The sequence below is a fragment of the Bacillus sp. GMs2/2 genome, assembly GCF_050172095.1.
In the GTDB taxonomy this organism is placed as follows: domain Bacteria; phylum Bacillota; class Bacilli; order Bacillales; family Bacillaceae_G; genus Bacillus_A; species Bacillus_A cereus.
Genome location: NZ_JBNLYE010000350.1, coordinates 1 through 4,007, shown reverse-complemented (window position 1 = coordinate 4,007; position 4,007 = coordinate 1). Strand labels below are relative to the sequence as shown.

Sequence of the window (4,007 nt, the reverse complement as noted above, 5' to 3'; positions counted from 1 at the left end):
GTAGAATAAGAATTAGTAAGAATCGTCTGATAAATATATAGAGAAAAACAGAATTATCAGAAAATTCTTTAATAGCTATCGTTAAGAATTAGGGAGGGTACAAAATGAAAAAGAAACAAATGAAAAAACTAACAGCAGTTGTAGCACCGGTTTTAGCAATGAGCATGGCGTTAACAGCATGTTCTACATCAGGTGGAGATAAGAAGACAAGCACAAATTCTAGCTCTAGTGGAGATAGTAAATCAGGGGAAAAATTAGCAGCAAAACAAGTGTTAAATCGAACAGTAACACAAGAGATTCCGACGATGGACTCTTCAAAATCAACTGATACAGTATCTTCACAAATGCTAGGTAATACGATGGAAGGGTTATATCGTCTTGATAAAGATAATAAGCCGATTCCAGCAGCAGCAGAATCTAGCACGAAAAGTGAAGATGGTAAAAAATATACGTTCAAACTACGCAAAGATGCAAAATGGTCAAATGGAGATCCAGTAACTGCGAAAGATTTCGTATACGCTTGGCAACGTCTATTAGATCCAAAAACAGCTGCTGAGTATGCATTTATCGCATTCCCGATTAAAAATGCAGAAGTAGTAAATAAAGGAGAAAAACCTGTAACTGAATTAGGAGTAAAAGCAGTAGATGATCTTACGCTTGAAGTTGAGTTAGAGCAAGCAGTACCGTACTTCTTAAACTTAGTAGCATTCCCATCATATTATCCATTAAATGAAAAGTTCGTAAAAGAAAAGGGCGAGAAGTTCGGTTTAGAGTCTGATACAACTGTCTATAACGGACCGTTCGTTCTTAAAGATTGGAAGCATGAACAAGGATGGCAATTAAAGAAAAATGATCAATATTGGGATAAAAAGACTGTGAAACTGGAAGAAGTTAACTTTAGTGTTGTTAAAGAGGCTGCGACTTTAGTCAATCTATATGATAGCGGTCAAGTTGACTTTGCTTTATTAAATGGAGAGTTCGTTGATAAATATAGAAGCAAGAAAGATGAATTTGGCACATATTCACAAGTGAGTACGTATTTCATTCGTATGAACCAAAAACGTGATGGACAAGACACGCCATTAAAGAGCAAAAAATTACGTGAAGCAATTGCGCTATCAATTGATAAAAAGAATTTAGCAAATGTAATTTTAAATGATGGATCAAAAGAAGCTGACTTCTTAGTACCAAAAGGTTTAGCAACTGGACCGGACGGTAAAGATTTCCAAGAAACATTTAAAAACGGTTTGAAACCAAATCCTAAAAAAGCTGCTGCAGCTTGGGAAGAAGCGAAAAAAGAACTTGGAAAAGATCAAGTTACGATTGAATTCTTAAACTACGATACTGGTAATGCGAAAAAAGTTGGCGAATATATTAAAGATCAGATTGAGAAAAACTTAAAAGGTGTAACAGTTAATATTAAACTTCAACCATTTAAACAAAAACTAAAATTAGAAACTGAACAACAATATGATATTTCGTATGGCGGATGGAATCCGGATTATGCAGATCCAATGACGTTCTTAGATATGTTTGAGACTGGACATTCTCATAACCAAATGAGCTTCTCTGACCCTAAATATGACGGCATGGTGAAAAAAGCTGGAACGGAATTAATGAGCGATGCGAAAAAACGTTGGGAAGAGTTAGGAAAAGCTGAAAAAACATTACTTGAAGAAGATGTAGCGATTGTACCTTTATATCAACGTGGAGATTCTTATGTTTTACAGCCAAATGTAAAGGGAGTAGTAAAACATAATATCAGTCCAGAATTTAGCTTTAAGTGGGCATATGTGACTGAAAAATAATAGAGTTGAAAAAGCATTTAAAAGTGGCTTAGCTACTTTTAAATGCTTTTTTTATGAGCTTAAAATACTAATTTTTAGTATGGTTAAATAGAGGAGAATAAGGTGTATAGTATGTACATATAGTAGATGGGGGATAAATCCTACTAAATTATAAAAGTCAGAATATTTAAAATAAAACTATTTACAAATACGAAAAAAAGAGTAGAATAACATTAGTTGTAATTTTCTGAAAAATAAATCTTTAGCAAGGGGTCTCTCAAGGGTTGGTAATGTACATATAATTAGGGAGGGTAAAAAAATGAAGAGAAAAAAGATGAAAAAGTTAACGGCAGTTGTAGTACCAGTTTTAGCGATGAGTGTTGCATTGACAGCATGTTCTGGGTCAGGTGGGGAAAAGAAAACGACTACTACATCAAATAGTGGGGAAGAAAAAAAATCTGATATTAAATATGCAGCGAAACAAGTATTAAATCGTACGGAAAACCAAGAAATTCCGACGATGGATACTTCTAAATCTACTGATACATTAGGTTCGCAAATTTTAGGGAACACGATGGAAGGCCTATATCGCCTTGATAAAGAGAATAAGCCAATTCCTGCTGCGGCAGAGTCTAGTACGAAAAGTGAAGATGGTAAAAAGTATACGTTTAAACTGCGAAAAGATGCAAAATGGTCAAATGGTGAACCTGTAACAGCGAAAGATTTCGTTTTCGCATGGCAGCGCTTACTTGATAAGAATACTGCGGCAGAATATGCATTTATTGCTTACTATATTAAAAATGCAGAAGCGATTAATAAAGGAGAAAAACCTGTAACTGAATTAGGAGCGAAGGCGGTAGATGATTACACGCTAGAAGTAGAATTAGAAAAACCGGTACCGTATTTCTTAAATTTATTAGCATTCCCATCATACTATCCATTAAATGAAAAATTCGTAAAAGAAAAAGGTGATAAGTACGGTTTAGAAGCAGATACAACTGTGTATAACGGTCCATTCGTTATGTCTTCATGGAAACATGAACAAGGTTGGCAGCTGAAGAAAAATGATAAGTACTGGGATAAAAAGACTGTGAAGTTAGAAGAAATTAACTATAGTGTAGTAAAAGAGGTTGCAACGAAAGTAAACTTATATGATACAGGATCAATTGATTTTACATTACTATCAGGAGAGTTTGTAGATAAATATAAATCGAACAAAGAAGAATATGGTGAGTATGCGGAATCAAGTACATTCTTCTTACGTTTAAATCAAAAACGTAACGGACAAGATACGCCTTTAAAGAGCAAAAAACTTCGTGAAGCAATTGCATTATCAGTTGATAAAAAAGGATTGGCAAATGTAATTTTAAATAATGGTTCAAAAGCAACAGATCAATTGGTTCCAAAAGGACTTGCGACAGGGCCAGATGGTAAAGATTATCAAGATACATTTAAAAATGGTCTGAAATATAATCCGAAAAAAGGAGCAGCAGCGTGGGAAGAAGCGAAAAAAGAACTTGGAAAAGATCAAGTTACAATTGAATTGCTAAGCTATGATGATGGAACTGCGAAAAAGATTGCTGACTATGTAAAAGATCAAATTGAGAAAAATTTAAAAGGTGTAACGATTAATACGAAAATTCAGCCGTTCAAACAAAAATTAAAATTAGAAACTGCGCAAGATTATGAAATTTCTTATGCAGGTTGGAGTCCAGACTATGCGGATCCAATGACATTTATTGATATGTTTGAATCGAAGAGCCCGTACAACCAAATGAGTTATTCAAATCCAAAATACGATGAAATGGTAGGAAAAGCAGGTAATGAATTAATGAGTGATGCGAAAAAACGCTGGGAAACGTTAGGGAAAGCTGAAAAATTATTCCTTGAAGAAGATGCAGGGTTAGTTCCTTTATATCAAACAGGAAGATCGTATGTAATGAAACCGAATGTAAAAGGAATTGTGAAACATAACATCAGTCCAGAATATAGCTTTAAGTGGGCGTATGTAACTGAGGATGGCGGAAAAAAATAAAGTGAAAGCATTTCAAAAGTGGCTGAGCTGCTTTTGAAATGCTTTTTAGTATGTATAAGGGAATAAATCTCGTTAGCCTATTGAGAATCGGGTAGGTAATTAGGAAGGTTCTATCGGAGGGATTTAGAGAGGTCAGTAAGTAGTAAGACAGATGATAGTAAGAGACCTCATGCTAATAAGAAAAA

At 34.5% G+C, this 4,007-nt stretch carries 2 protein-coding genes; both read left to right on the top strand.

Annotated elements, in window-relative coordinates; genetic code table 11:
* The first annotated feature begins 104 nt into the window (after window positions 1-104).
* On the top strand, window positions 105-1,808 hold the full coding sequence (locus ACQGS6_RS24040; RefSeq protein ID WP_000730167.1) for a peptide ABC transporter substrate-binding protein: 1,704 nt from the start codon (window positions 105-107) through the stop codon (window positions 1,806-1,808).
* 298 nt (window positions 1,809-2,106) lie between these two features.
* Window positions 2,107-3,822 (top strand): peptide ABC transporter substrate-binding protein, encoded by a 1,716-nt coding sequence (locus tag ACQGS6_RS24035; protein WP_016118452.1) that lies wholly within the window; start codon window positions 2,107-2,109, stop codon window positions 3,820-3,822.
* Window positions 3,823-4,007 lie beyond the last annotated feature (185 nt).